The following is a 26,519-nucleotide window of genomic DNA, read 5'->3' on the forward strand; positions in this document are numbered from 1 at the left end:
TTAAAGTGCACTATGGCGCGGTCGAGTGGCACGCAGCACAGGGCCCGCGCGAAAAAGGCTACGCGTATCCGCCGGTTGATGCGTGGACCAACACCGCGCCGCTTTCGTAATACACAGCGCGCATGGCTGCCAATCGCTCCCGATGGTTGACGACGGGTGCCACCGGCAGGCCGTTCTCGCATCCGTCCAGCAGTGAAGCGGCTACGCGCGTGCCGAATACGGTTCCCGGGCCGATGCCGCGCCCCGAATAACCGAAGCAGGCATAGGCCGAAGGGCCAAGCCTGACGATCTTGGGAATGTGATCGCTGGTCATGGCAATGCGCCCGTGCCAGGAATACTCGAAGGTAAGCCCTGCCAATTGCGGGTACACCTGCCGCAGCTTGCGCCGGGCCCAGCCGGCATGGACCGCAGCACCCCGCCCCCGGCATCGCCGATGCCGCCCAGGATCATCCGCCCCTCCTTGTCGGTCCGGAAAGACGACATCACCAGCGCGGTATCCCAGCAACCTTCCCCGCCGGAAAGAATCTCAGCACGCAGTGGCTCCGGCATGGGAGCGGTCGCGAACTGGCAATAGTTGACGGCAACGAATTGCGGCCGAACGGCGATGTCGATGCCCTTGAAGTACGCATTGGTGGCCAGAAGCAACGATCTGGCCCTGACCGTGTGACCATTGGCCATGACCTGCCAGCGGTCGCCGATGCGTTCGACGCGCTTAACCGCGGTTTGTTCATGCAAGCGGGCACCGGCGCGGAGCGCGGCACATGCAAGGCCGCGCGCATAAGACAGCGGCTGAATGGTCCCGGCGCGCGGATCGAACAGTGAGCCGTAGAATGCGCGGCTGCCTGTGCGCCGCGCGGTTTCGAGCGCGTCGAAAAGCTGGACAGGCGCTCCCAGTTCCACGCCCTGGCGATGCCGCTCTTCCAGATTACGCAAGCCCGGCGTCGAATGCGCCAGATGCAGCGTACCGTTCGGTGTGGCTTCGCAGTCTATATTCTCGCGCTCGATCAGCGACCAGACCAGCTTTGGTGCATCGGCCAGCAGACCGATCAGCTTCAGGCCCGCGTCCTGGCCCATCTGCGCCACCACGTCGCGCGGAGCCAGCCACAGGCCGGCGTTGACGAGCCCGACATTGCGGCCCGAGCCACCATGGCCGACCGTCTCCGCCTCGAGCACGATGACCGAAGCGCCGCGCCGCGCCGCTTCAAGAGCTGCCGCGTTCCCGGTGAACCCACCACCTATGATGACGAGGTCGGCGTCCGCATCCGCCATCAGCGGCGGCGCTTCGACGTGCACCGCGCTGCTGGTACGCCACAGATTGCCGTCTACTCTGCCCGTCACGATGGTCGCTCTTCAAAAGAACAGATTGGGAAGGAAGGTCACCAGCGCCGGAACGTAGGTGAGCAGCAACAACACGCCGATTGCAGTGGCGAGGAAGGGCAGGAATGCCCACGTGAAATCTTCCACCGAACAGCGGGTGATGGAGCAGACGGTGAACATCACGGTTCCGACCGGTGGCGTCAGCGAGCCGATGGCAGTGTTGAACACCAGCACCACGCCCAGATGCACCGGGTCGACGCCCAGGCCTTGTGCCACCTGCACCAGCAGCGGCCCGAGAATGACGATGATGGCCAATCCCTCGAACACGGTGCCGAGGAGCAGCAGAGCGATGTTGATGACCAGCAGCACCACGTATTTGTTCTCGGAGATCGAAAGCAACGCTGTGATGAGCTGTTGGGGGACCTGTTCAAGGCTGAGGATCAGCGAGAACACCGAGGCGGAAGCGATGATGAACAGCACGCCGGCCGTGGTGACGGCCGATTCCGAGAACAGCGCCAACGTCTCGCGGAAAGTCAGCCCGCGATAAACCAGCACGCCGACGATAAAGGCGTAGACGGCTGCGACTGCCCCCAATTCCGTCGGCGTGAACCAGCCGCTGCGCAGGCCGAACAGCAGCATCACCGGCATCGCCAGTGCCCACAAAGCAGCACGCCCATTATTGATTATCTCGCCCGATCGCGCCCGGTTCTCGCGTGCGGGAGCAAGATTCATACGCGTTGCCGTCCACCGCACGGTCAGCATCAACGTGACGGCAATCACGAAGGCCGGCACGACGCCGCCGACGAAGAGGCGGCCGATCGAAGTGTTGGTCAAGAGCCATAGACGATCAGGGCGATGCTCGGCGGCATGATCGGGGCGATGATGGAGGAAGCCGCACTCACCACCGATCCGTACGCGTTCGAATAGCCGCGCGCGCGCATCACCGGCACGATCGTGCGCGCATCGATGGCCGCATCGGCATTGGCCGAGCCCGACATTGCGCCCATGAAGACGGAATTCAGAACGGCAATCTGCGCCAACCCGCCGCGCCAGTGGCCCACCAGGGTCTCGCAGAAGGCGTATAGCCGGTCCGCGATGCCGCCGCGCGCCATGGCCGCGCCTGCCACAATGAACAGTGGGATTGCCAGCAGGGGAAAGGATTCGAGGCCCGACGACATGCGCTGCGCGACCAGGCTCGTCATCATCGGATTGATGACGAAATAGGCCATCGATGCGCCAAGCATCACGAAGCCGACGGGCAGGCCGAGAACGAGCAGAGCAACGAAAACGATGGCGACTATGGTCACGGGCGTTGCTTCCGGAGACGATCGTTGATCTGCACCAGACGGCCAACGATGACGAGGCCCATTCCCGCAGCCAGAATGGCGGCCATGATCCATTTCGGCCAGCCGAGTGTGAGAAAGGTCGTGAACCGCGCCGTGGATATCTGGGCAAGCGCCGCGCGGATCACCTGCGCCGCGATAAGCAGCACAAGGAGATCGGCGACAAGCCTCGCATAAGCTGCAGCGCGCTCAGGCAGCCTGTCGACGAAAAGAGAAATTCCGAACAGCTGGCCCTGCATGGCCGCTCCGGACAGGCCGAGCCACACAGTCGCGGCCAGCAGGATCACAGCCATCTCCTGCGCCCACATGATCGACATGGCGAAGAAGTTGCGCGCAACCACATCGGCCATGACGACCGACACCAACGCCGCAAGCAACAGCGCGGGCAAGGTCATGCCCAGAAAATCCAACAGCGCACGCAACGCTTTCATCACTTCAACCGCCTCCTTCGGTCTCAGGGAAGAACCGGGCAGACCCTCACAATCTGCCCGGCCGATGCCATCAGTTGCCGGCCGCCGCGGCCCGAACCTGATCATAGAGCCCTTCCGGCCAGTCCGGGAAGCTCGTGTAAAAGCTCGCGGTCGCTTTGCGATAGGCATCGAGATCCGCTTCGTGGAAGGTTACGCCCGACGCCTCGAACTCCTTGCGGATCTCTGTTTCCAGATTGGCGGAGATCTCGGTCAGGTCCTGGCCACCCTTGCGGAACTCTTCCAGCAGGATGGCGCGGTCGTCCTCGCCGATCTGCTGGAAAGCTGCCTCGCTCATTACCCAGCCGGTGAACAGGTTGAAGTGACCCGTCAGTGTAATCTCCTTGGCGACTTCCGGCCATCCGGAAGCGCGCAGGCCGGTAAGCGGGCTTTCTGCCGCGGTGACGACCCTTGCGACAGCGCCGAATAGACTTCGGCCGCCTCGACGGTCGTCGCGACCACGCCCAGAGGCTCGAATGTCTTCAACCAGGTCTCCACCGGCGGCACGCGCATGCGCACACCTTGCAGGTCCTCAGGCGAAGGATAGCCTGCATTGCCGATCATATGGCGCGGGCCGTCGAACCAGTTTAGTGCTACCACGCGGATGCCGGCCGTTTCGGCGAGGCTGTCATAGTAGCCCTGCATCAGGTCGGAAAATGCGAGGTTTTCCGCCTCATCAGTGTTGGAAACGATGAACGGCCCCTCCACGATCGACAGTTCCGGCACACCGAAACTGGACAGGAACGACGCCGAGGTGAATGTCATGACCGGCAGGCCCTGGCTGGCCTGTTCGATGGAATCGGTAGTCGTGCCGAGCTGGCCTGACGGAAAGCCCTCGAACTTCACGCGACCCTCGGTGCGTTCGGTCACGCGCTCGGCGGTCGCCATGACACCTTTCCAGGATTCGCTCGTGGGTGCATTCACCGTGGCAATGCGGATTGTCAGTTCCTGCGCCAAGGCCGCATCCGACAGACCTGACAGCATCGTTGTTACGGTTGCGGCGGCGGCAAGCCGCCGCAGGGATTTAGTGAATTGGTTCATAGCGAGTCCTCCTGTTCGGGTTGATCCCATAGTGGCTCCGACTGGTTGTTGCCGGCACTTCTAGAATGAAAAGGGAGCATGTTTGTGAGAACGTTTTCGCAGCCCTTTTCTCATACGCCCGCCCCCGCCGGCTCAACCTCTGGGCCGGGTACGGGTGTTGTCTTGGCGTATATCTCTTCAATCGTGAGCGCTGACGACAGATCCACCATCATCGGCACTCCGTAGCCGAACGCGCCAGGTGCCAGACATGTCTGTGCCGCAGCTTCGCCCGCCGACCGCAGAATCGCCTCCGGGGCTTCCTTGCGCAGCAGACCGACGAGCGTGCGGGCAATGAACGTGTCGCCGGCGCCGAGCGTGTCGACCGGGTGTACAGGAACGGCCGGCGCCTGGTGGACGCCGTCCGGTCCAGCCAGCAGCGCACCGTCGCCACCGCGAGTGATGACCGCCCACCGAGCGCCGTGGTGCAGCGCGGTGGCTGCAAGCTTTCGCGCTTCCTCGCCGCTTATGCCCCCGCCGGAAAACCCTGCCAGAAAGCAGTGGGGGCTACGGACGCGATGCGATCCTCGTCGCGGATCGTGGCGAAATCGTACGATACGCGGGTCAACGACGCAAAATGCGCCAGCCACGCATCGACGTGGCTTGAACGGCCGGTATGGACGGCATCCGCCGTCTTCATCCAGGCAAGATCAGCGGACGAAGGCGCGATGATCGAGACACCCAGATTGGCCCCGACGAAGACGCGCTCACCGCTTTGCGTCGCGATCACGCAAAAGGCGGTCTGCCCCGGCAGGAAACGCAGCAACGAGGTTTCCACACCCTCGGCTAGGAACGCGTCGCGGATGGCGCGACCGGCTGCATCGTCCGCAACGGCGCCGGCATAGGCGGTTTCTGCACCGAAGCGCCGGGCAAACACGGCGTGGTTCACGCAGTTGCCGCCCGGGAACATGCGGTTCTGGTCGCGATAGCAGTCCACGACATTATCGCCGAAGGCGAGGATTCTTGGGGCAGTCCGTGACACTTGGTTCTCATTTCTACGACAATGTGAGAACGTTCGCAGAAAATCGCTCGGTTTGTCAACGGCCAGCTTGACACTCGAGCGATGAAATTAATATGTCTTATGTCATCTTATCAGAAAGGTGATCAAAAATGCCTATTCCCGACCGCTTCCATCCGGCCGTCTCGGCTGCGCTTTCGGCCATAGATGCCGCCGCGCTCCGCCATGTCTTCTTCGTGGCTTGCGGCGGATCGCTGTCGATCATGCATCCGGCAAAATTTATGCTCGACGAGCACGGGGCATTGCCCTCGGACGTCTACAACGCTGCCGAGTTCGTCGCCCGTGCGCCGAAACGCCTTGGGCCGGGCACACTGGTCGTGCTGTGCTCGATGACCGGGACGACGAAGGAGACGACGGCTGCCGCGAAGTTCGCGCGGGAGAAGGGAGCGGTTACGATCGGCCTCACGGTGGAGCCCGGTTCGCCGCTCGGCACCGCCGTCGACTATCCCGTCAAGTTCGAGGCGCCTTATACGACCGGCGTGTCTATCGACGCCCGCGACAGCAATTATTCGATCATCTACCAGATCGTCATGGGCCTTGTGGCTGCAACCGGCGGCGAGGACCTGACTGAACCCCTGATCGAGAGCCTGTATAACCTGCAGGCCGCTATTGACCGCGCGCAGGAGACCTACGCCCCGCTATGGGACCGCTATGCGGAGCACTTCGCAAAGCAGGACGTCGTCTACACCATGGCGTCGGGCGCGAGCTACGGCGCGGCCTATTCCTTCGCCATCTGCGTTTTGATGGAGATGCAATGGATCAACAGCCAGGCGATCCACTCCAACGAGTTCTTCCACGGCCCGTTCGAGGTGCTGGACGAGACGCGCTGCTTTGTCCTCCTGAAGGGGCTCGATTCAACACGCGCGCTCGATGAGCGCGCCGAAACGTTCCTGCACCGCTTTGGAAAGGCCGAGAACGTGCTCGTGCTGGATGCGGAGAAACTCGACCTTACAGGCATCGACCCGCGCTTTCATGGCAATGTCGTGCCGCTCATCTTCTTCGACACGCTGTGGCGCTTCATCTATAAGGTGGCCGGTTTCCGCCAGCAGGTCATGCTGGAGGGCCGCCGCTACATGAAGAAGCTCACGGACTACTGAGGCGATAATGGTGCAAGACGGCCTCCTGCCGCTCTACGAACAGGTCCGGCGAAAGATCCTGTCCGAGATCGAGGCCGGCCGTCTTCCCGAGGGAAGCTTCCTGCCGCCAGAGCTCGAGCTGTGCGCCACCTACGGCGTCAGTCGCATCACGTTGCGCCGTGCAGTGGGCGAACTGTGCGCGGAAGGCCTGCTCGTGCGCCAGCAGGGCAGGGGCACTCTGGTCGCGCTCAGCAAGTTGCAACAAACCATTTCGCTGTCGGGCTTCTCCGATGTGATGGAAGGGCAGGGACACAAGGCCGGCCACCGCATCATCGAGCGGGAGGACGATGCGGACGCGCCGGCCATCGCCGCCCGGCTCGTCGCATCGCGGCTGGTCCGCTTCGTGCGGCTGCTCGAGATGAACGACAGACCGATGACACTGGAAGCGCTGCACTTCGACGCCGCGCGCTTCGCTCAAGCGCTCGATCCCGTAGCGGCGGGAAAAAGCTTCTTCGCCACCTTGCGCAGCGTCTACGGCATAGCGCCCGCAGGGGCCGAACGGCTGATCGACGTAGGCTTTGCCCGAAGCTCGGAGGCGGATCTGCTGGGCGTGTCCACGACCGAGCCGGTCTACCGGATCGAAAAGCTGGTGCTTGGTGGCGGCGGCTGTCCCCTTGCCCTGTCGCAAACCGTAACCCCGTGCCGTCTCGTCACACTGACGGTGAAGAACTAAGCCACGCCGAAGCGCCTGAAGGAAATGCCCATGAAAATCTTCGACGCCGCCGCGGTGCATGCTGCCTTGCCCTGGTCCTATCTGATCACGACCCTTTTGCAGGCCCATCGCGGCGCAATGCCCGTCTCCGACGTGATGGTGCAGGACGATCCTGCCGGCAGCGGCAACCAGTTCATCACCCTGCCGGGCTGGGTGCCGGGCGGCCCCGTAGCGGTCAAGATGGTCGGCGTCTTCCCTCGTAACGAACAGCTGTCGCCGCCCCAACCAAACGTGCAGGGGCTGGTCGCCATGTTCGACGGATCGACCGGGGCACCGCTCCTGGTGGCCGATGGGGCTGCGATGACGGCGCGCAAGACAGCCGGCGACTCTGCACTCGGCGCATCACTGCTTGCCCGCGAGGACGCCGAGGTTCTGCTGATCGTGGGCGCCGGCGCGCTCGCACCGCACTTTGCCGCCGCGCATCTGGCCACCCGACCGTCACTGAAGCGCGTTCTGGTCTGGAACCGCACCACATCCAAGGCCGACGTGATCGCAGCGGGCCTGCGGGCAGATGGCGTGGATGCGCAGGCGGTGACCGACATCGACGCGGCAGTTGAACAGGCCGACATCATTACCTGCGTGACCATGTCCGATCGCACGCTGGTCAAGGGCGCGCTCCTGAAGCCCGGCGCACATCTTGACCTCGTCGGCGCATACATGACGAGCCTGCGCGAGACTGACGAGGTTGCACTGGCGCGTGGCCGCGTCTTCGTCGATACGCGGCGCGGCATGGAAAATACCGGCGATCTCGGACCCGCGCTCGCCTCCGGCGTTTTGCATACACACGCAATCGCCGGGGACCATTTCGACCTCGCCCAGGGCAAGGTGAAGGGGCGGCGGTCGCCCGACGAGATCACCATCTTCAAGAACGTCGGTGGCGCCCATCTCGACGTCTTCACGGCGATCGCCCTGAATGAAGCGGCGTAACGCGAACAAAGGCACCGCCCAGCAGCGAATCCTGCCATCAAGCGACAATAGGGAGCGATAGACGGTGGCAAAGAAGTCCAAGGCGACGATAGCCGATGTTGCCCGCCTGGCCGGCGTGTCGACGGCGACGGCCGGCCGCGTCCTCGGTCGCTACGGCTACACCAGGGAAGAAACGCGCGAGCAGGTGCTGCAGGCGGCCCGCAAGCTCGGCTATCGCACCAACGCGCTCGCGCGCAGCCTTATTACCGGCAAGACACGCACCATTGGCGTGGTCGCCGGCGACATCCAGAACCCGTTTTACGCTTCGATCCTGCGCGGCATCTCCGACGTTGTGGAAAGTCGCGATTTCGGACTGCTGATCGTTAACTCCGACGAAAACCTCGACAAGGAAATCCGCGCGGTCAACCTGCTGATGGAAAAACAGGTCGACGGGTTGATCGTCTCGCCTTGCGACACACGCAATTCGGGCCATCTGCGCGACCTTCAGGCAGCCGGCCTGCCGCTCGTTCTGCTCGACCGCAGCGTGGCGGGACTGGAAGTGGATCGGGTCGCCATCGATAACATCGCAGCTTCCGAACGCGCCGTATCCGCCCTGATTTCCGCCGGTCACCGCCGTATAGGCCTGGTCGGCGAAATGATGGAGTACCAGGAAGGCGGGCTCGACGCCTTCCTGCAGCGCGGCCTCGCAGGTGAAGTTTTGTCCACCGACACGCTCTATCCGAGCTGGCAGCGTTTGCTCGGATATCTGCGCGCACACCGGCAGGCGGGGTTGGAGATCGACGCGGCGTTGGTCCGGCGCGTGGGCGCATATTCGGCTGGGGCCGCACAGGCTGTCGCGCGTGCGCTGCTCGATCGCCCCGACCGGCCCTCAGCGGTGTTCGCCACGGACGGCACGATGTCGGAGGGCGTCATGGGCGCGATCTCCGCAGCCGGTCTCTCCGTCCCGAGAGAAGTCTCGCTCGTCTGTTTCGACGATCTGGAATGGATGAGCTTTCTGTCGCCGGGCATTTCCACCATGGCCCAACCGCGTCTCTCAATGGGCGAGACGGCGGCAACCATGCTTCTGGAACGCATCGAGGGGGGACAAGAACCGGCACGCGCGGTCATGATGCGCGCGGACTTTATCGAGCGCGGGTCAATTGCCAGCTTCTAATACCCGCATCGTCGGCTCACATCATTTGACGCCGTTCGGCCGGCATCCTACGAAAAGGCAACTAACGAGCTGCTTTGTGATGTGACGGAAATGGCCGATTGATAGCACCCGGGCACACTCGCGGCTCTGTCTTGCTACCGGTCAATGGCACCGCCCCCAATGTAACATTCGTGGAAAAGACCACGGACATGTCCAGTGCCGTCAAGCCCGCATGGCGGGCACTGGCGTCACGGGCCTGAAGCCCGGTCGAACCCGAGTGCATGTCGAGTGATCGTGCATTGCCACGCCGAAGTCTCGGCGGTCATGTCGACGCCTGCGAACGGCGCCGGCAGCTGGTAGAGAAATGGCAACTCCACAGGCTTGCTGCATTGGCACCCAAAACCCACTTCACACATCCGACTTTTCTGAAAGTGCAAATCTTGACGGCGCATCACCTAAGCTAAAATATATAGCATGACTTTAGAAAAGTACGGACTCCTGAGACATGTGCTGACACATGCCGCGCCCGGCCAGCCGCTGACATCAGCTTGGCTTGCCGAACAGGGCGTGTCACCGCAGTTGGCCTATCATTACGTTCAGGCGGGTTGGCTCATCAGGCTCGGGCACGGCTGGTTCCTGCGCGCCAGCAGCGATAAACCGGAACTACTCCTTTCCCTGGCGGCCCTTTCGGGCACTTTCCATATCGGAGGCAAGACAGCGCTCGCCTGGCATGGCTACCACCATAATCTCGCTCATCGCGCCGCTACCGAGCTTTTGCACAAGGCCCGTTTCGATTGCCTGAATGGATGCAGTCGCAATTTCCGCTCACAGTAAGAAAGCGACGCCTTTTTGACGATGGTGCCCAGGGCGTTGCGCCGTGGCGTTACATGGCGAGTCTGCGGGTTGCCGAACCCGAACGCGCCGTCCTGGAAATGTTGTGGGGAGTCCCGCAACATCAAACGTTGGAAGAGGCCACCCACCTCGTCGAAATCCTGTTCGGCCTGCGCGCGACGCTGATGCAACCGCTTCTGGAAAGCTGTCGCAACATCAAGGCGGTGCGGCTTTTCCTGAACCTTGCCAAACAGGCATCCCACCCCATCATGGAAGATCTCGACATGACCCGGATCACCGGATCGGCCGCGCCCTATGTCCGGCGCCACGCAACCGCCACGATCAGGACCTGACCGTGGATAAACGCCGTTTCCAGACCGTGCCCCTTCTGCCCAATTCCGCATCGCTCATTTTTCGGGGTGGGGATTTCACCGTGAAGGGCGGCACGGCCATCAATCTTTTTCACCGCGACACTTGCCGTCAGACGGCAAGCCTTAGGCTGGCGGGGAATCGACGCGCAGCTTCGCCATTACCTCCGCACCGCAAAACAGCGATTACCGGGTTGCAAACCCGGGCTGCAAGCCGCTTTGTCGATGCAATGCGATCGACTTCCGAGACGGACCTACGATGAAATTCAGCAGGCGCATGCTGCCCAGCATTGAGAGGGTGCAGGCGTTCGAGTGCGCGGCGCGCCACCAGAGCGTGACGCTCGCCGCACAGGAGCTCAATCTCACGCAAAGTGCGGTTAGCCGGCAAATCCAGGAGCTGGAAAGCCAGCTCGGGGTCGTCCTGTTCAACCGCGTGCGCCGGCGCATCGAGCTTTCGGCTGCGGGTCGCAAATTCCGGCCGCAGGCATTGCGATTGCTTCAACAGGCCGAGGAACTGGTGATTCAGACGGTGACGGCGGCCAACGCGACGTCGATTTTCAGCATCGCCGTATTGCCGACCTTCGGCTCTCGCTGGCTGATACCGCGCCTATCGAGTTTCCTGGCGTTGCATCCGGGCATCTCGCTCAACCTCGCGACCCGAGATGGTCCGTTCGACTTAGCCGAGCATGCGCTGGATGCGGCGATCCATTATGGAACGCCGATCTGGCCGAAGGCGACGTGCCGATACCTGTTCAACGAGGTGGTTGTACCTGTGGCGAGTCCCGTGCTGTTGCGCCAGCCGGATCTTGCGGGCCTGTCCGGGGCTGAGGTGATTGCGCGCGCGCCGTTGCTGCATCTGTCAACGCGGGCGCGCGACTGGACACTCTGGTTCGAGCATGTCCTGGATGCCGAACCCGCCGGCCTGGGTCATCGTTTGGAGCACATCTCGTCACTTATCAGCGCGGCTGTCGCAGGCCTTGGCGTGGCGCTTGCACCAAAATACCTTCTGGAAGACGAATTGGCCGGCGGAGAGCTGGTCATCCTTTCGGATCACCAGCTTCCCACCCAGGCCAGCTATCATCTCGTGGTTCCCGAACACGAACCGCAGAACCATGTGACTGAAAGCTTCTATACGTGGATTACCACGCAGATCTCTCTCGAGACCCAGTGGAAGACCCTCTAGCGAAGCTTCAAAGCTTCACGTCGGAGGGGATATCGTCGGGTTCGACGCCAGCGAGTTTCATGCCGTTGGTGAGCCATTCGGTCACCTGTCCGATGCCGCGGTTGTATTCCACCCAAACGTCGAGGAACGTCTTCCAGTCCTGATTGTCTTCCTTGGGGATCGCCAGACATGCCGGCAGGCCAATGACTGGCTCTGTCAGCATCGAGAACTTGCCGATGGCAGGGTTCTTTTTCACGGCGGTCATGCCAAGCAGAGCGGCGAAGACGGCGCAGTCCACGCGCCCCGTTTGCAGGGCCAGCATAACCTCGTCTCTCGTCGCGAAAGCGGTAATATTGGCCTTTGGCGCGAAGCGTCTTGCGGCCATTTCCTGCGTCGAGCCAAGGTCGACGGCAACGCGAATATCGGGATTGTTCAGCTCCGCCCAGGTCGAGACCTTGAGCGATCCGGCGCGACCAGCCCGTATCCATGCAGGAAATACGACTTGGAGAAGTTGATCGACAGTGAGCGGACGGGCGTGGGCGTCAGCGACATAGCTATATCGACTTTGTCGGTCTGTAACTGGATAACCGAATTGCCGTAGGTCGAATCCACGAACTCGATTTCGACCTCGAGCAGCTTGGCGATGTCGTTGGCCATGTCCACGCATGCCCCGGCCCATTCCCCGGTCAGCGCGCTCTTGGCGAAGTAGGGTGGCTCGCCCACCAACGCGGCGACACGCATTTTGCCGGCGGCGCGGATGCGGGCAAGCGTGGAGCCGGCAGAGGCATCCTGGGCTGCGGCAGAACCGCCGCTGGCGCCTAGTGTGGTGGCGGCCAGCGAACCCGCTGCGGCAAGTTGCACGAGCCGCCGGCGCGAGACGTGATGGTCGAAACTGTCTTTGCTCATTTTCATTCCCCTTTCTTCTTAATGGCCGTTACGGCCTTCTGCGAACGGAATCTGATGAGGGTAGGCGAGAAGCCGTTCGAGGCGTTCGCCGACCGTCAGCAGGCCGGACTCGGTTCCACGCGCTGCCATGAGCTGGACGCCCAGCGGACGGCGTGCGGCGTCGCGCAGCACCGGCAGCGACAAAGTCGGCATGCCGGCACAGTTGGCGATTGCGTTGAGATTGGGTCTGGCAAGGAAGTAGAACTTGTCGACAGCCGCCAGCGGAGCAGGGCCGACAGGATAGGCGGGCAACAGCATCCCGCCGGTCCCGGACAGAGTCGCCTCGAGCTGGCCTGCGAAGTCCTCGCATTGCGCAAGCGCCATCCGATAATGTCGGTCGGTGATCTTCTCACCGAGAAGAACGCGGTTGCGGAACATCTCGCCGAAGCGTGAGTAGTGCCCTCGAACCTCGTCTGCGTAGAGATCGGCGACCTCGCGCATCATAACCACGGCGCTGGCTGCGTGGATCGCCGGGAGAGGCGGCATCGATACCGTGCGGAGTTCGAAGCCGCCAGCCCGGAAGGCGTCGCAGGCTTTCTGATATGCCGCAACGACATCCGGCTCACACTCGAGGCGAGCCATCCATGCTTTTTCGGGCACGGCAAGCACAGGGGGCTGTCTGCGTTTGTCGAAGTGGCTTCTTTGCTGGCCATCACTTCGTAGATCGCCGCGCAATCCGCCACCGAGCGTGCCATGGGGCCGACGGAATCCAGCGACGGGCTCAAGGGCGTGACACCGTCGAGTGGCACGCTGTCCCTGCTGCATTTCAGGCCGACGATGCCGCAATGGCTGCTTGGCAGCCGGATTGAGCCTGCCGTGTCCGAGCCGATCGAGGCATGACAGAACCCCGCGGCTACGGATACGCCCGAGCCGCTGGAAGAGCCGCCGGGAAACAGATCGCTGTCCCACGGATTGCGCGCAGGCGGAAAGGGCAGGTCGAATGCCGGGCCACCAAAGGCGAATTCATGGCAGTTGGCCTTGCCGATAATGACGGCCCCCGCTTTGCGCAGGCGCTCGACCAGAAGCGCATCACATTCTGCCGGCCTGTCGAGGCGGCTATGCGATCCACAGGTCGTTGACGTGCCGGCGACATCGATGATGTCCTTGACCGATAGGATCATGCCGTGCAGGGGGCCGCGACTGTCAGGATCGAGGGCATCAAGCATCGCAGCCTGCTGCCCGGCTTCGTCAGCCATAACGTGGATGAACGCCGATACCGTGCCGTCGTGGCGGGCGATATGCGCCAGATGATCCTCGACCAGCTCAACGACTGTTGTCGTATTTGCGGCGAGTGCTGCGGCAGCACTCTCGCTGTAGGAGCGCGCGTCCTGCTCAGCCCGGAGCTTCATCGCTGCTCCCCCAGCGGGCCGGTGGCGCCAGCACCTGTCTCAATCTCGCCCAGCAATTCGGCGAGCAGCGTCAATCCTCTGGCGAAATCGGCTCGCTCCGTTTCAGACGCTTCGTCAGGCAGTACCGTATCGAGCAGCTCGAGAATGGCGGGATCAGCGCCCGGAACGTCGGAGGCCATGGTTCGCGCGCCTATCGGTGAAAGTGGGACAGGAATGCCTTGGTGGAGGCATTGGCCGGTTTGCTGATAACCTGTTCGGGCGTCCCGTCCTCGACGATGACGCCGTCGCGCATGAAGACCACCCGGTCGCCGACGTCGCGGGCAAACGCGATCTCGTGGGTGACGATGATCATGGTCATGCCCTCCCTGGCAAGTTCGCGCATGACGGAAAGCACCTCGCCCACCAGTTCCGGATCAAGCGCGGAGGTTACTTCGTCGAACAGCATCACATCGGGTTTCATGGCGAGCGCTCGAGCGATCGCCACGCGCTGCTTCTGGCCGCCGGAAAGACGCGAAGGCGGCGAATCCGCCTTGTCCGAGAGACCTACTTTTTCCAGCAATGCGATGGCATTTGCCCGTGTCTCGTCCCGCGGTCGCCGGAGCACGGTCAGTGGCCCCTCCATGACGTTCTCGATTACCGTCATGTGCGGGAACAGATTGAAATGCTGAAACACCATGCCGGTGCGGGCGCGAAATTGCGAAAGCGAGCGGTCACCAGGTAGCCTCTGCCCGGTGCCGAAGGTGAAGCTGCGCCCATTGACCGAAACGCTTCCGCCGTCCGGCACCACCAGCAGGTTTAGACAGCGCAACAGGGTCGACTTGCCGGAGCCGGACGGGCCGATCAACGCCACGACATCGCCGCGCGGGATGGACAGGTTGATGTCGCGTAGCACCTGCAGCGAGCCGAAGGCCTTGCTGAGGCCGCAGATTTCAATGATGGGATCGCCGGGGGTCTTCGACATGGGTTCAGGCTTTCGTGTCGAAACGACGCTCGAGGCGCTGCACCAGCAGCGTCGCGGGGAAAAGGATCGCGAAATAGACGACCGCCACCGTGGTGTAGACTTCCAGCGGCCGGTAGGTCTCATGCGTTACGAGCTGTCCCTGGTAGATCAGATCAGGCAGCGCCAGCACCGAAACCAGCGATGTGTTCTTCAATTGCAGGATGGACTGGTTCATCAGGGGCGGCACCATGCGGCGCAGAGCCTGAGGCAAGATGATCCGACGCATGGCGTCGCCGCGCCGCATGCCCAGCGCCTGGGCGGCTTCGCGCTGGCCGATGTCGATCGAGATAATGCCGGCGCGGATAATCTCGCCGTAGAAAGAGCCGCCATAAAGGGAGAGTGCGAGCAGGCCTGCGGTGAGCGCCGATATCTGGACGCCCAACAAGGCGGGCAGGGCATAGTAGAACCATATGAGGATGACGAGCAGCGGCGTGCAGCGGAAGATTTCGACCACAAGCTGCGTTGGCCACCGCACGATCGTCAACGGCGACAGCCTGCCGAATGCCGCCAGCAAACCGACGAGCAGGCCGCCGACGATACAAGCAAACGTGTAAAGCAAAGTGTTGCCGAGACCGACGAGGAGCACCTCGCGATAGGTGTAGATGACGTTGAAGTCCCAAGCATACGTCATGGACAAACCTTCATCGGATTGGAGGCATGTGTCGCCGGCCTGGCGTCGGCGTCAGGACTCGACGATGAAACCGTGGGCGAAGGGGTCCGCCGGATCGATCACGAACTGGTTCATGCCCATCATGAAGGATTTGGTGCCGATGCTCGGGACGACGCAGGCATGACCGTTTGGCAGCTTCGAGCGTGTGGCCGTGCCGGTGAAGTGTGTGCCCAGCAGGCTGTGCTGCACGAAAGGCTCGTCCGGGTCGTGAATGCCCTTGGCGACGCGGAGCGCCAGATGGGCGCTGCTGCCGGTGCCGGACGGCGTGCGGCCCATCCGGCCGGGCCGATAGACGTTTGCGGCCAGATAGTTACTGCCGCGATCGGCCTCCTGCCGCTGCACGAAAGTGAACAGGTCCACAGGCACCGACTTGCCGGTGGCGGGGTCTGCCAGAGCGGTGGTTTCGCCGATCGCTTCCCACAGCGCCTGCGCGGTGCTGACGATCTCCCGCTCGGCCTTCTGGGAAAGCTCGATGCCGGCCGATGCGGCGTCGATGAAGCCGTAGAACAGCCCGCCGAATGCCGTCTCGATGCCGATGGTGCGGCCGTCGGGCAGCGCGACCTCGAAGTCGCCGACATGGTAGGATGGCACGTTGCGGAAACGAACTTCGCGAACAATGCCGTCCTTGACGTCGGCTTCGATCTCGAGCGGCCCCAGGACCGTATCGAGCGAAAACCGTGTTGCCGGCTCGGTTGCGGGAACCATGCCCAGTTCGATCAAGGCTGCGGCGGTGGCGAACGTGCTGTCGCCGCACCCGTCAAACATGCCCGACGGATGCAGGAAGATAACGCCGTAGGCGGCATCGTCGCTGACGGGATCGGTGAGCACGGCGCCCAGCATGTTGCGATGGCCGCGCGGTTCACGCAGCATCGATTCATGCAGCCAGGACATGTTTCGAATGTAATAGTCTGCCTTTTCGCGCATCGTCGTGCCGCGAATGGCGGGGTAGCCGGAGAGAATCGTTCGCGACGCCTGGCCATGATGGTGGTCGACGCAGGTAACGATATTTCGTGCAAACATAAGAAAAATAACTCCAAATCCCCAGCAAGCCTTACGAGGTCATCGTCGACTACGTGGCTCGTCATATGTCCTTGGTGATGAGACTACCGGCCGTTGGGTATTCGGGAAAATGGCGATTCGAGATGACATCATGCGTCCAGCGCATGGATGGACGGAGATTACGCGGGGCGTCGCAAGAGCGCTACCATAACCACCGCGAGACGCTATCGCATCTGGATGGAAATCGAGCCGCCATCGTCCTATAGACAATATGCGCACCGCCGCCTTGGTGGAATAGGTGGCGCCAGTCCCGGCAGGGTTGACCTGGTTAGGTGCACAAGCCATCATTCTACGCTCCCCATGCCGTTCTTCGGAGGATGAATGGCAAAGCGCGTGCGCATCATTGGGCCAACGAAGGCACTGACTGACGCCGACTATGCGGCGGAATGTCGAGGTGCAATTAGGCCCTCTTTTGCGAAGATGATCGAACTTGCGGTTGCCGCGGGTTGGGATCGTCAACAGGTGGCTATTGCAACGATGTATCTGGCCGCCGAAACGACGAAGGCCGGGGACACTCCTGAACCACCAGAATGAGCCACGAGTCCCTTTACGACTGAACCGGTGAACGAACCCGCCGGAAGCAGGCACTTAGGCGTGTCGTAACGATTGCGCTGGGCATTGTGGTCTATGGCATTTTGTTAAAATTGGGTTGGGGATATTTGCCTTCGGTTTAATCGCTGCCGTAACACTCCAGCTTGGGCGATACAGCGAGGGACTATGAAACCGAGCAATTTTTCAGCCGCCCGTGCGCATCTTGAACGCGCGCTTGATCATCTCTGCGGGCTTGATGAGACAAGCAAAAGGAAGCGCGTATTGCAATCGATCTGCTCATTGAAGCGGTCGCGCTTGAGGAATACCGGCGCGAGCCGGCAGAAGTAATCCCGTTTAATCCGGCAATATTCCGTTAACAATCATCCGGCATTCTGATTCTGCCGCGCATGTATTGAGTACGGCATCACTGTCGACGGCACGTCTATCCTAGTCTTCGCTCTCTGATAGGCGTGCCGTCGAGTAGTGCCGGGTCTATGAGAGCGCTTGGTATCTGCCAATCGATGCAGCGATGCATCCGACTTGCAGGCGCAGCTTTCTTGCCACCGGCAACGAATTTATGCGCGCATCTCAGATCCCGAACGTCACTCGTACCCGAGTGCACCTCCCCCAGGTGGTTTTCCGGATCCGGCGACATCAACCTGCGTATTGCATTACCTGCGGATCGCATCTTGTTGCCGGAGGGAACCATGCGGCGAAGGAATTTCTAAGGGGCCTGCTGTTGCGCCACAGCGATCACAGAGGCCGCATCACCATTCAACAGTTCCTCCAACGGCGCACCGTCCTTATTAGCTAGACTTCCTGACGTGAGCCATTTCCAAGCTGCGCGGGGATCGTCGAAGGCTTGCACAATCTCTGCGATCCCGATTGCCGGACGCCCATCGACGAACTGCTTAAGCGGAAACACCGGCTTCTTGCTACTCCTCGTATTGAGCCACACGACCTCATTACGCTTCTGCCATCGATAGAGGGTTGAACGAGGAATCCCGAAATGTCTCTCGAGTAGCGTTGGCCCGGCTACTGGACCGGCCCAGTCGTCGGCGAGGACCATCTCGTCAACAACAGCCGGTGATGCCGCTTTCGTGGCCCGAATACGATCGCGCACGTCCTTGTGAGCTTCTTTAACCACCTGCACCACAATTTCTGCACCATACTCACTCACTTCATCCTTAAGGCTCCTCAACGCGCGCTGCGTCGCCTGGGTCTGTGCCATCAATTGGGATGCGACGACCGCCGCGAGCTCCGAGATCATTTCGACGGCGCCGGGGAGGGCGGTGGGGTCCTCTTCTCGAAGCTGCGTGTAGATGGTCTGCTGCAGCGACCGCTCCACCGCTTCGCGGCGATTCAATTTTATCTCGTGCCGTGCCCGCGAGAATTTCCGTGCGTCTGCCATTCTGCAATGAGCCTCCAATCGGTCCAAACCTGCTGAATTCCTTACCAAAGGATTACCAGCCTAACCATACTTGTGGCGTTTTGGCCACACTCGCCACAATCCGAGCAGGTCAACGGTGGCAATAGGACATTGCGCGATTGAACGACTCGATCTGATGCGTATGGTGACGATCGAAGAAGGGGCGTGAAGTCGCGTCTTTTTTCGAGAATTGGGGATGGGGCAGGGAACGCTGTCCTTCAGCAAAAAATACCCAGACCCGCTTTTTAACTTTTGACTGGAGGTCAGAAAATGAACATCAAGAGCCTTCTTCTCGGCTCCGCAGTGGCTGCTGTCGCTGCAACCGGCGCTCGCGCAGCTGATGCGATCGTCATCGCCGAGCCGGAGCCGATGGAATACGTTCGCATCTGCGACGTGTACGGCGCTGGTTTCTTCTACATCCCGGGCACCGAGACCTGCCTGCGCATCGGTGGCTACATGCGCTACGAGATGCACTACAGCGATGCCGACTGGCTTGACCCGGATACGGGTCTGGTTGAGGACTATCGCTTCTGGAAGTATGCTCGTTTCCAGCTCAACGTTGATGCGCGCAACGAGACCGAGTGGGGCACGCTGCGTTCGTACGCTGAAGCCCGCTTCAACTGGGGTTCCTACGGCTGGACCGCAGCTGGCGTTGGCACTGGCGCTTATGACGACGTCTACCTGAACCAGGGCTTCATCGAGCTGCAGCAGGCCAACGGCACCATCCGCCTTGGTAAGAGCGACACCCCGTACGCTCGCTTCCTCGGCTACGGTTCGCCCTTCGGTCCCTACGATGGCTCCTACGGCTTCAACAACGGCGGTGAGCTCTCCTACCAGTACAACGGCGCCAATGGCTTCTCGGCCATCGTTGCCGTGGTTGAGCGCGAAACCGGTCTGTTCGAGCCGGCTGTCGAAGGCGGCGTGAAGCTGACGCAGGGCTGGGGCGACATCGGCGCCATGGTCGGCTACGACACGGTCACTGAAGAGTGGGGCGCGAAGCTCGTCGGCAATGCCAAGTTCGGCATGTTCGACGTCGGTGCGCACCTCTTCTACGCAAGCGGCCCGTCGATCTACACCATCGGTCGTTCGTCCACTAACGGCTCTGAGTTCTCGGTCCTGGCATACGCCAAGGCCAACGTGAGCCAGACCCTGGCGATCGCTGCTGCTGTCCAGTACTTCGACGACGAGTACAACGCTGCCAACGACACCTGGCAGATCACCGGTGGTCTCGACTGGCGTCCGATTTCGGGTCTCCGCATCCGTCCGGAAGTCCAGTACACCACGACCGACACCATTGGTGGCGACGTCGACAGCTGGCGCACCGCTATCCGCTTCGACCGCACCTTCTAATCAGCTTACGAGTTGATTTGAGAAAGACCCGGCAGGCAACTGCCGGGTTTTTTGTTGCTGGAACGCTGTAAGAATCGTTGAATTCATGATCGGTCGCAGCCTGCCCGGCGCGCATAGCTGCTGCCTAGGCGCAGCTGGCAGCTGCGTCGTGCAGACCTGCTCTGTGCCAGCCGCGGCAATCTGGTCAGCACATCTTCTGTTTCATGCCAGCATGACGACGGTGCCGCAAAGATACTTGCTCCCGCGTGCCGGACAGCTCAAAGCCAATGGAAAAGAAGATGCCTATGAACGAGCAGAATGGCCGTGAGCAACTAACATCCCTGACTGCCCGAATCGTATCAGCCTACGTCTCCAGCAGCCCAGTGCCAGCGAACGAGCTCGCTGCGCTTATTCTGGCAGTCCACGCGTCACTCTCCAGGCTGCGCGCCGCGGCCGGAAGCAGGAACTAGACTCTCGGAAGCCAGCGGTGCCGATAAGGAATTCAGTCCACGATGACCATCTTGTTTGCTTGGAAGACGGCAAAAAATTCAAGACCCTCAAACGGCATTTGAACGAAATCCACGGACTCACGCCCGAAGAGTATCGGCGGAAGTGGGATCTGCCGTTCGATTACCCGATGATATCGCCTAACTACGCTGCCGAGCGGTCCGAATTTTCACGATCGAGGAGGCTGGGGCATAAGAGGCTCGGTTTCAGAAAGCTGCGGCCCTGAAACTAAGTGACTAAGGGCTGAGGACTGCAGTCGAGCGGAACTTAGTGTCTCGTTCAGTGATGGCCGAATAGTCGGGCGGGCGAGCGCTAGGCCCTTCGGGAACAATATTTGCCGCTCACATTCGTTTAAGCAAGCAGGCGACATACAAGGCGATCTGGCCCGACAACGTCTGGCGATATACGCCCGATTCTCTGAGGGCGATAAAACGACCGAAAACGCCTCGGTCCCTTGCTTGAGCATATAGATCGAGGGTTCGCCTCGACTCCTCTGTCAGATGCTCGCGGCACGTCTCGAGTGCTGACAAATTGGTCGCGTTCCACGCTCTGTAGCGCCCTTTGCCGGCGTGATACAATCTCGAAAACCGTGCACGAAGGGAGACATTCTCCCCAACCAAGTTTTGGGCGTGCTGCCGATAGGATGTCTTCGGATCGGGTGAGTAGAACACCTTGCCTCCCGAACCTGCAACAAGCAGATAGCACCACCAATCGTGACTGACGAGGGCCACAGCCTGCGACAAGCGTCGGATCAAATCGTGCGCTGCCCGGTTCATCACCATCGTGTTTCCGCCCGCAATATTCTGCGCAATAGCGTTTTGAAAGCTCGGTGGGCGGTCGAAGCGTTGCGAGTAACCAATTGGCGTCCCATCGGCAGCGACTATCCGCGTACGCGAACAGTGCAGTGCGGGTGTGGCGCTCGCCTCTACGTCGAGCCGCGCGATCGCCGTAGACAGCTTATCCTCGTCCCACAGATCATCTTGGTCGCAAAGTGCAACATAATCGGCGCTGATTGCAGGATGAACGAGAAGGTGGCGGAAGTTTTCGGCAAATCCTTTCTGCGGACCAGGCAGGATGTGCACTTCGCCCTTTTTCCATGTGGCTCTCGTTCGTTCGACGATAGCGCCAGTCTCGTCAGTAGAGCCATCGTCGGCAAACCACAAATCGATATGCTCGACATCCTGCCGCGCGAGTGTTTCGATTTGCTCTGCCAGATATAGCGCACCATTGTAAACGGCCATCAGCACGGCCACCCGTTGACGCGTGGTGCTGGTCGGGTGCGACGAACCCGAGTTGTCTGTCGACGTCTCTAACGGCGGGTAAGGCATGACAAAGCGGCTTTGTCGATGGGCTAGACCACGATTCGCGCAACCAATGGGCTGCAATAAGTCTGAGCGGATGGCATGGTTGCGTGGAGCGTTATCAACATTGGTTACTGTCTTTCAGTAGTCGCCTGACAACCAAGTCCGTCGAATGGCGCCAATCTGGCGCGGTCCAGCCGAACGTCTGCGCGAATTTCGCGGACGAAAGGCGCGAATTGAGCGGTCGAGTCGCGGCTGTTGGGTAGTCAGCACTGGCGATGTCTCTGACGTGTGCCGATGGCCCCCAAGCGCGCTGCTGGCGGAGAATATGTGTCGCGCGAAGCCACTCCAGCTTGTATCTCCTCGCCCCGCCAAATGGTAGATGCCGCAGGCCTCGCTGCTGCCGTTCTTCATTTGCGGAGCAGCATTGAGCAGCGCATCAGCTATGTCGAGCGCAGAGGTTGGATTGCCCCATTGGTCGCTCACAACTGCGATCTCTGATCGATCACTGGCAAGGCGAAGCATGGTTTTGAGAAAGTTGTTGCCGAACGGGCTGTAGACCCAGGCAGTGCGTATAATGAAATGGCACGGGTTGGCCTGCGCGACGGCCATTTCACCTGCCAGCTTGGACGCGCCGTAGGCGCCCGTGGGGTCGGGGAGGTGGGTCTCCAGGTAAGGATGATCGCACTGGCCGTCGAAAACGTAGTCGGTGGAAAGATGGACAATCGGAACGCCAAGTTCAGCCGCAGCTGCTGCGACCTGGCCGGCGCCAGCCTCATTGATCGCGTACGCAAGTCCAGGCTCAGCCTCGGCCCGATCAACGGCGGTGTAGGCGGCGGCAGAAATGACGATATCGGGCTTGGCTGATGCCAGCGCTGGCAGCACTGTCTCCGGTTTCTGGAGATCAAGAACGGGACGCCCAATTGCGACCGCCTCGATATCGCGATGGTGGGAGGCTCGTTCGACCAGGGACTTCGCAACCTGCCCTTCCTGCCCTGTCACAACCAACCTCACCGTGCTGTCTTTCCTGCTTCTCCCAGACGATTGCCGTCATATTTCTCTTTGCGGATCGGTCCCCACCACCACTTATTGTCTAGAAACCATTCAACGGTCTTTGCGAGACCAGTCTCGAAACTCTCAAGAGGCACCCAGCCGAGCTCCCGTTCAACTTTGGATGCATCGATCGCATAGCGTCGGTCGTGTCCTGGCCGGTCGGTGACGAAGGTGATCAGGTCGCGATAACTTGCACCGCCCGCACGAGGGGATCTTGCATCGAGGATGTCGCAAACGCTTTCGACAACGGAGAGATTGGTGCGTTCAGACCGACCACCGATATTGTAGCTTTCGCCCGGCGTTCCTTTCGTGGCCACCAGTTCGAGCGCTCTGGCGTGATCTTCAACAAAGAGCCAGTCTCGGACATTCTGGCCGGCGCCATAGATCGGCAGGGGGCGCTCGCCGAGAGCATTCAGGATCACAAGCGGGATCAGCTTTTCCGGAAAATGGTATGGTCCGTAGTTGTTGGAGCAATTCGACAATACAATCGGCAGACCGTAGGTTTTGTGCCAAGCGCGTACGAAATGGTCGGAAGCCGCCTTGGAGGCTGAATACGGCGATGAGGGTGCGTAGGGCGTCTCCTCGGTAAACAGACTGTCGTCGAAGTCCAGATCCCCGAACACCTCGTCGGTGGAAACGTGATGAAATCGGAACGTTTCCCGCAACGCGGGAGCAAGTTCGCGCCAGTGTGCGAGCGCCGCCTCCAACAAATGGAAAGTGCCGACCACATTGGTCTCGATGAATTTCGCAGGCCCGTCGATCGAGCGGTCGACATGGCTTTCAGCTGCGAGGTGCATGACCACGTTGATGCGATCGCTACGCAACAGTTCGCGTATAGTCCCACCGTCGCAGATATCTACCTTTCTGAAAACGAAGCGAGGGTCATTGCTGATTGTGGCCAACGATTGAAGATTGCCGGCGTAGGTGAGGTTGTCGACAACAACGACGCGCTCTGCGCCGTTCATTAAGAGCTGGCGGCAGACTGCCGATCCGATAAACCCGGCCCCGCCGGTCACCAGAAAACGCATCGGCTTTCCTCAGGAATTAGACTCGAAAATCTCGGCATCTCTCAGCAATGGAGCTTTGCGGTCCTTTTCTGACAGGACAACTTCAACTGTGTGGATAGGCCAGAGAATTCCAATCGCCGGATCGTCGAAACGGATCGAGCGGTCGTGAACAGACGAATACGTTTCGGTGACTTTGTAGATCACCTCGGTATCGGGTTCGAGCGTGACGAAGCCGTGGGCATAACCTGCCGGTACCAGAATTTGGTTCCATTTCTGCGCTGACACCGTCAGCCCGACCCAACGGCCGAATGTTGCCGACCCACGGCGGATATCAACCGCGACATCAAATATCGCGCCATGCACGACGCGCACCAGCTTGTCTTGAGCTTTGGGCGGAAGCTGATAGTGGAGACCGCGAAGCGTGCCCCGCGTTGCTGAAAAGGAGTGGTTATCCTGAACAAAATCACGCTCCAGCCCCGCATTGTGGAGCCAGTCGCGCCTAAAGGTCTCCGAGAAGAACCCGCGGGAGTCGCCAAATTTTGGCGGGCAGAACTCCATAACGCCGTCTAGACCGAGCGGACGAGCGTCAAGCATTTGCACCTTCCTCTACCCGTCGACGCAGATAAGCCGAATAACCGTTTCTGCCCAATCGGTCTGCGTGAGCCAACAGTTGATCGGCGGAGAGATAACCGAGCTCGAAGGCAATTTCCTCTGGGCACATAACCTTGAAACCTTGGCGGCGCTCCAAAGTGCGCACGAACGAAGAGGCTTCGTGGAGACTATCGTAGGTGCCGGTGTCAAACCAGGCATAGCCACGGCCGAGCCTCATCACGTGCAGCTTTCCAGCCGCCAAATAAGCATTGTTCACGTCGGTGATTTCAAGTTCGCCACGGGGGACGGCGTCACGTTCGCAGCAATGTCGAGAACGTCATTGTCGTAGAAATAGAGGCCTGTGACGGCCCAGTTCGACTTCGGCTGGGCCGGCTTTTCTTCGATGTCCTGAACCATGCCGGTACCGTGGTCGAAGGTCACGACCCCGTAACGGGCGGGATCCTCCACGTGATAAGCAAATACTGTAGCGCCGGTCTCGCGCTCTCGTGCTGCCCGGCAAAGGCGGGTAAGGCCGGTGCCATAATAGATGTTGTCGCCAAGGATCAATGCGACCGAGTCGTTCCCGACGAATTCGCGTCCGATGATGAATGCCTCGGCCAACCCGTTAGGATTAGGCTGTACCGCATAGGATAGGGAAATTCCGAACTGGCTGCCGTCGCCAGGAGTTGCTTGAACGCCGGCATGTCACGCGGCGTCGTGATGACCAGAATTTCGGTAATCCCGGCAATCATCAGCATGCCGAGCGGATAGTAGACCAGCGGCTTGTCATAAACCGGCCGCAAGTATCAGAGAATATCTGGAGATTTCACCCCCAACCGCCCAGGCAGTCGTTATCAGCCCGACCTATGTGATGCAAGCCTCGCAGTTCTTAGAAAAGACCTCTTTTCTAGGGCTGCGTCTGTCAGATCGCGCGAACAAGGGCTTCAAGCTGCTGCTTGGCCCGTAAAGTCATTTCCGCCGCGTTTCCACCAGAAAGTCTGGCCTCGGGCTTGGTTCTGATTGAGGTCCTGCCGCGACGCCTCGCAGTTGCGCTCCATAATCCGTTCCATCGTCGGGCTTCATCTTCGCCACCGGCCTCCACCAGTATCGGATGTGTAGGCGATCGGCCCCGTCGCACTTTGAGCTGTATTGACGCTTCCTCCGGCAGTTCCCTGCAACGAGGAAGCGCCTTGATGATGGTGAACGTGATGCGCGATGGACGCCCTTCGGAATGGGCGATCGCGTATCCGTTGTTCGAGACGTCGCCACAGAACCTGCTGCAGTCTCCGGTAAAACTACCGTGGCACCGCTACCTTGGATTTCCTCCCGGTGCGTTCGATCCCGAACCGCCGTTCGACGATGCTTTATTGACTATTTCGCTACGCATGGCTTCCTGAGCTTCGACCCCAACGCGTCGGGGACCCCTTCGATCGTGAACCCCGCATATGATGTTGCGGCACCCAGTAGCAATTACCCCGGATAATATAAAGGAGGAAGGCGCCTCATGGCAGTCTCTTTCATAGTTTCTGCACGGAACTTGGCTCCGATAGTAGCGCCGTTATCAGTCCGAGGAAGAGGGTTGGAGACGACAGGAGCACCAACCGGCTCCGTTCTATCGGATGATCACTGTTAGTGTTGACACCGTTTGCTCGCTTTCTGATCTCGATTATCGATCGGGGGGCCAATCCGTAAGCTTGGTCCTGGCCATTTTCAGCGAATACCTCAAAGCGGCCGACGTCAGACAGCGTCCAACCATCGAAGTGTCTCTCCTTTGAGCATATCGAAGAAGATGGGGCTGCCAGCTTTTCTGAATATTGCGCGGTTCAGGCGCTCCGAGCGAACCAGGCCGACCAGCTCCCAGTTAGGCGCAGCTACGGGTGCCGGCGCCGCTTCGGGCGGTACGTATTCGTTTTCTTCTTCAACGAAGGGTACCGGCTCGATGACTGCAGGAGAGCTTCCGGTCGGGAAAATAGTGGCCGTTGGCGAATGGCTTGATAGTCATCTGTAAAGCCGCTTCCGGACCGCCCTTTCGCCCGATCCTGCGCGGTTTGTCGCGATGGCGGGTCGAGACTAATCACCACCAGCAATACCATCAGGGATAGAACAATAGCGACGATCCGCCTAGCCTCCCTTGTTTATCGGTACTTGGGCGATGGCGCCCGGGGTCAATTCGTTAGCCCGCTCACGCTGTCTTGATGCACCGTCACACACATCCTCGAGCTCTTCAAGTCGTTCGAGTCCTCGCTGATCGGTCTCAG

The 26,519-nt window shown here is 60.6% G+C and carries 28 protein-coding genes and 5 pseudogenes; 11 read left to right on the forward strand and 22 right to left on the reverse strand.

What is annotated here, in order from left to right:
- Positions 1–58: 58 nt before the first annotated feature.
- From HK436_RS30680 to HK436_RS31885, 8 genes and pseudogenes are all read right to left on the reverse strand, one after another.
- Positions 59–313, reverse strand: coding sequence for a hypothetical protein (locus HK436_RS30680; RefSeq protein ID WP_206680577.1), 255 nt, complete (start codon positions 311–313; stop codon positions 59–61).
- Positions 310–1,338, reverse strand: a complete 1,029-nt coding sequence (locus HK436_RS25780) for an NAD(P)/FAD-dependent oxidoreductase (protein ID WP_206680578.1) — start codon at positions 1,336–1,338, stop codon at positions 310–312. Before HK436_RS25780 ends, HK436_RS30680 begins: the two co-directional genes overlap by 4 nt.
- Positions 1,339–1,350: 12 nt before the next feature.
- Positions 1,351–2,109, reverse strand: a complete 759-nt coding sequence (locus HK436_RS25785; protein WP_312860745.1) for a TRAP transporter large permease — start codon at positions 2,107–2,109, stop codon at positions 1,351–1,353.
- Positions 2,110–2,147: 38 nt separating this feature from the next.
- On the reverse strand, positions 2,148–2,624 hold the full coding sequence (locus tag HK436_RS32585; RefSeq protein WP_312860746.1) for a TRAP transporter large permease subunit: 477 nt from the start codon (positions 2,622–2,624) through the stop codon (positions 2,148–2,150).
- Positions 2,621–3,091, reverse strand: coding sequence for a TRAP transporter small permease (locus HK436_RS25790; RefSeq protein WP_173194498.1), 471 nt, complete (start codon positions 3,089–3,091; stop codon positions 2,621–2,623). Before HK436_RS25790 ends, HK436_RS32585 begins: the two co-directional genes overlap by 4 nt.
- 70 nt (positions 3,092–3,161) lie before the next feature.
- A pseudogene (dctP, locus tag HK436_RS25795) lies at positions 3,162–4,198 on the reverse strand (TRAP transporter substrate-binding protein DctP).
- A gap of 80 nt (positions 4,199–4,278) precedes the next feature.
- Complete coding sequence (locus tag HK436_RS31880; RefSeq protein ID WP_312860759.1) at positions 4,279–4,761, reverse strand: PfkB family carbohydrate kinase; 483 nt, start codon at positions 4,759–4,761, stop codon at positions 4,279–4,281.
- Complete coding sequence (locus HK436_RS31885) at positions 4,671–5,186, reverse strand: PfkB family carbohydrate kinase (RefSeq protein WP_312860747.1); 516 nt, start codon at positions 5,184–5,186, stop codon at positions 4,671–4,673. Before HK436_RS31885 ends, HK436_RS31880 begins: the two co-directional genes overlap by 91 nt.
- A 128-nt stretch (positions 5,187–5,314) precedes the next feature.
- On the opposite strand from HK436_RS31885, the gene HK436_RS25805 reads away from it, so the two are divergent.
- The 7 genes from HK436_RS25805 to HK436_RS25835 all read left to right on the forward strand — a co-directional run bounded on the left by HK436_RS25805 (position 5,315) and on the right by HK436_RS25835 (position 11,511).
- Positions 5,315–6,319 carry an SIS domain-containing protein gene (locus HK436_RS25805; protein ID WP_173194499.1) on the forward strand — a complete coding sequence of 335 codons (1,005 nt, stop codon included), beginning with the start codon at positions 5,315–5,317 and terminating at the stop codon, positions 6,317–6,319.
- Between the two features lie 7 nt (positions 6,320–6,326).
- Positions 6,327–7,031 (forward strand): GntR family transcriptional regulator, encoded by a 705-nt coding sequence (locus tag HK436_RS25810; protein ID WP_173194500.1) that lies wholly within the window; start codon positions 6,327–6,329, stop codon positions 7,029–7,031.
- Positions 7,032–7,061: 30 nt separating this feature from the next.
- A complete protein-coding gene (locus tag HK436_RS25815; RefSeq protein ID WP_173194501.1) occupies positions 7,062–7,997 on the forward strand; it encodes an ornithine cyclodeaminase in 936 nt (311 codons plus the stop codon).
- Positions 7,998–8,061: 64 nt separating this feature from the next.
- Entirely contained in the window at positions 8,062–9,150 is a 1,089-nt protein-coding gene (locus HK436_RS25820; protein ID WP_173194502.1) for a LacI family DNA-binding transcriptional regulator, read from the forward strand.
- Between the two features lie 486 nt (positions 9,151–9,636).
- Positions 9,637–9,963: an AbiEi antitoxin N-terminal domain-containing protein gene (locus HK436_RS25825; protein WP_173194503.1), complete on the forward strand. Its 327-nt coding sequence runs from the start codon at positions 9,637–9,639 to the stop codon at positions 9,961–9,963.
- Positions 9,936–10,313 (forward strand): type IV toxin-antitoxin system AbiEi family antitoxin domain-containing protein, encoded by a 378-nt coding sequence (locus HK436_RS25830; RefSeq protein WP_173194504.1) that lies wholly within the window; start codon positions 9,936–9,938, stop codon positions 10,311–10,313. The genes HK436_RS25825 and HK436_RS25830 overlap by 28 nt, the downstream gene beginning before the upstream one ends.
- A 274-nt stretch (positions 10,314–10,587) precedes the next feature.
- Positions 10,588–11,511, forward strand: coding sequence for a LysR family transcriptional regulator (locus HK436_RS25835; RefSeq protein ID WP_173194505.1), 924 nt, complete (start codon positions 10,588–10,590; stop codon positions 11,509–11,511).
- A gap of 7 nt (positions 11,512–11,518) precedes the next feature.
- Here HK436_RS25835 and HK436_RS32590 read toward each other — a convergent pair whose 3' ends face one another.
- The 7 genes and pseudogenes from HK436_RS32590 to HK436_RS25875 form a co-directional block, all read right to left on the reverse strand.
- Positions 11,519–11,875 (reverse strand): type 2 periplasmic-binding domain-containing protein, encoded by a 357-nt coding sequence (locus tag HK436_RS32590; protein ID WP_173193774.1) that lies wholly within the window; start codon positions 11,873–11,875, stop codon positions 11,519–11,521.
- A 47-nt stretch (positions 11,876–11,922) separates the two neighbouring features.
- Positions 11,923–12,396 (reverse strand): transporter substrate-binding domain-containing protein, encoded by a 474-nt coding sequence (locus HK436_RS32595; RefSeq protein ID WP_173194506.1) that lies wholly within the window; start codon positions 12,394–12,396, stop codon positions 11,923–11,925.
- 18 nt (positions 12,397–12,414) lie between these two features.
- Positions 12,415–13,784 (reverse strand): annotated as a pseudogene (locus tag HK436_RS25855) (amidase).
- Entirely contained in the window at positions 13,781–13,963 is a 183-nt protein-coding gene (locus HK436_RS25860) for a hypothetical protein (RefSeq protein WP_173194508.1), read from the reverse strand. Before HK436_RS25860 ends, HK436_RS25855 begins: the two are co-directional and overlap by 4 nt.
- Positions 13,964–13,974: 11 nt before the next feature.
- On the reverse strand, positions 13,975–14,745 hold the full coding sequence (locus HK436_RS25865; RefSeq protein WP_194248648.1) for an amino acid ABC transporter ATP-binding protein: 771 nt from the start codon (positions 14,743–14,745) through the stop codon (positions 13,975–13,977).
- A 4-nt stretch (positions 14,746–14,749) separates the two neighbouring features.
- Positions 14,750–15,415, reverse strand: a complete 666-nt coding sequence (locus tag HK436_RS25870; RefSeq protein ID WP_173194509.1) for an amino acid ABC transporter permease — start codon at positions 15,413–15,415, stop codon at positions 14,750–14,752.
- A 51-nt stretch (positions 15,416–15,466) separates the two neighbouring features.
- Complete coding sequence (locus tag HK436_RS25875) at positions 15,467–16,474, reverse strand: proline racemase family protein (RefSeq protein ID WP_173194510.1); 1,008 nt, start codon at positions 16,472–16,474, stop codon at positions 15,467–15,469.
- Positions 16,475–16,834: 360 nt separating this feature from the next.
- Between HK436_RS25875 and HK436_RS25880 the strand changes: the two genes are divergently transcribed.
- A complete protein-coding gene (locus HK436_RS25880) occupies positions 16,835–17,047 on the forward strand; it encodes a hypothetical protein (protein WP_173194511.1) in 213 nt (70 codons plus the stop codon).
- Between the two features lie 721 nt (positions 17,048–17,768).
- On the opposite strand, the gene HK436_RS25885 is transcribed toward HK436_RS25880, so the two are convergent.
- Positions 17,769–18,455: an antitoxin Xre/MbcA/ParS-like domain-containing protein gene (locus tag HK436_RS25885; protein ID WP_173193780.1), complete on the reverse strand. Its 687-nt coding sequence runs from the start codon at positions 18,453–18,455 to the stop codon at positions 17,769–17,771.
- A gap of 288 nt (positions 18,456–18,743) precedes the next feature.
- Here HK436_RS25885 and HK436_RS25890 point away from each other — a divergent pair, with 288 nt between their 5' ends.
- Together HK436_RS25890 and HK436_RS25895 are read left to right on the forward strand one after the other, a co-directional pair.
- The gene (locus HK436_RS25890) at positions 18,744–19,823 is read left to right on the forward strand and encodes a porin (protein WP_173193782.1); all 1,080 of its coding nucleotides are present in this window, start codon (positions 18,744–18,746) and stop codon (positions 19,821–19,823) included.
- A 284-nt stretch (positions 19,824–20,107) separates the two neighbouring features.
- A pseudogene (locus HK436_RS25895) lies at positions 20,108–20,535 on the forward strand (Ros/MucR family transcriptional regulator).
- A gap of 115 nt (positions 20,536–20,650) precedes the next feature.
- On the opposite strand, the gene HK436_RS25900 reads toward HK436_RS25895, so the two are convergent.
- The 6 genes and pseudogenes from HK436_RS25900 to rfbA form a co-directional block, all read right to left on the reverse strand.
- Entirely contained in the window at positions 20,651–21,562 is a 912-nt protein-coding gene (locus HK436_RS25900) for a glycosyltransferase family 2 protein (protein ID WP_173194512.1), read from the reverse strand.
- Between the two features lie 169 nt (positions 21,563–21,731).
- Entirely contained in the window at positions 21,732–21,962 is a 231-nt protein-coding gene (locus tag HK436_RS31895; protein ID WP_244649407.1) for a sugar nucleotide-binding protein, read from the reverse strand.
- A pseudogene (rfbD, locus tag HK436_RS25905) lies at positions 21,851–22,624 on the reverse strand (dTDP-4-dehydrorhamnose reductase); the annotation flags it as partial. The pseudogene rfbD and the gene HK436_RS31895, both read right to left, overlap by 112 nt.
- Complete coding sequence (gene rfbB, locus HK436_RS25910) at positions 22,621–23,691, reverse strand: dTDP-glucose 4,6-dehydratase (RefSeq protein ID WP_173194513.1); 1,071 nt, start codon at positions 23,689–23,691, stop codon at positions 22,621–22,623. The gene rfbB and the pseudogene rfbD, both read right to left, overlap by 4 nt.
- Before the next feature lie 9 nt (positions 23,692–23,700).
- Positions 23,701–24,264, reverse strand: a complete 564-nt coding sequence (rfbC, locus tag HK436_RS25915; protein ID WP_173194514.1) for a dTDP-4-dehydrorhamnose 3,5-epimerase — start codon at positions 24,262–24,264, stop codon at positions 23,701–23,703.
- Positions 24,257–25,058: pseudogene (gene rfbA / locus HK436_RS25920) on the reverse strand (glucose-1-phosphate thymidylyltransferase RfbA); the annotation flags it as partial. The gene rfbC and the pseudogene rfbA, both read right to left, overlap by 8 nt.
- A gap of 396 nt (positions 25,059–25,454) precedes the next feature.
- Between rfbA and HK436_RS25925 the strand changes: the two are divergent.
- Positions 25,455–25,658, forward strand: a complete 204-nt coding sequence (locus tag HK436_RS25925; RefSeq protein WP_173194515.1) for a hypothetical protein — start codon at positions 25,455–25,457, stop codon at positions 25,656–25,658.
- The last annotated feature ends 861 nt before the right edge of the window (positions 25,659–26,519 follow it).

This window comes from Neoaquamicrobium sediminum, assembly GCF_013240295.1.
Lineage (GTDB): Bacteria > Pseudomonadota > Alphaproteobacteria > Rhizobiales > Rhizobiaceae > Aerobium > Aerobium sediminum.